The organism is Streptomyces sp. GC420, assembly GCF_009916105.1.
Classification (GTDB): Bacteria; Actinomycetota; Actinomycetes; order Streptomycetales; family Streptomycetaceae; genus Streptomyces.
Genome location: NZ_JAAAXQ010000827.1, coordinates 1 through 565, shown reverse-complemented (window position 1 = coordinate 565; position 565 = coordinate 1). Strand labels below are relative to the sequence as shown.

The following is a 565-nucleotide window of genomic DNA, read 5'->3' as shown; positions in this document are numbered from 1 at the left end:
CCGCAACGCCGTCCATTCCCCCCTCGCCTCTCACACCTTCCGGGAAGGCCCATGCACACAGAGCCGCACACCCCTGTCCAAGCCCAGGCCCAGGGCCAGGTGCACGCCCAGACCGAGGCCCGGGCACACATCCGGCCCCGCCGCCGTACGATCCTGCGCTCGGCGGCCGCGCTCTCCGGCCTCACCGCCACCGCGGCGGCCGGCGCCCTGCCCGCCGGGGCCGCCGCCACCACGGCGACCGGTCCCGGCGGCACCACGGGCCCGCGCCCGCCGCGCGGCGGCACCGAACTGATCCTCCTCGGCACCGCCGGCGGCCCGGTGCCGATGCGCGGCCGCTCCGGCATCGCCTCCGTACTGCTCGTCGAGGACCGCGCCTACCTCGTCGACTGCGGCCCGGGAACCTTCTGCCAGTACGACCTCGCGGGCCTGACCGCCGACCGGATGACGGCCGTCTTCATCACCCACCTGCACTCCGACCACCTCGCCGACCTCCACAGCCTGCTGTGGCTCCGCTTCGGCGGCTACCAGCCGTTCACCCGCCCCGTCCACATCTACGGCCCCGCCC

The 565-nt window shown here is 75.8% G+C and carries 1 protein-coding gene; it reads left to right on the top strand.

All coding sequences use genetic code 11. From position 1 onward, the window contains the following. Positions 1-51 precede the first annotated feature (51 nt). Positions 52-565: MBL fold metallo-hydrolase (locus GUY61_RS38835; protein ID WP_166634964.1), on the top strand; the 514-nt coding region annotated here is incomplete at its 3' end.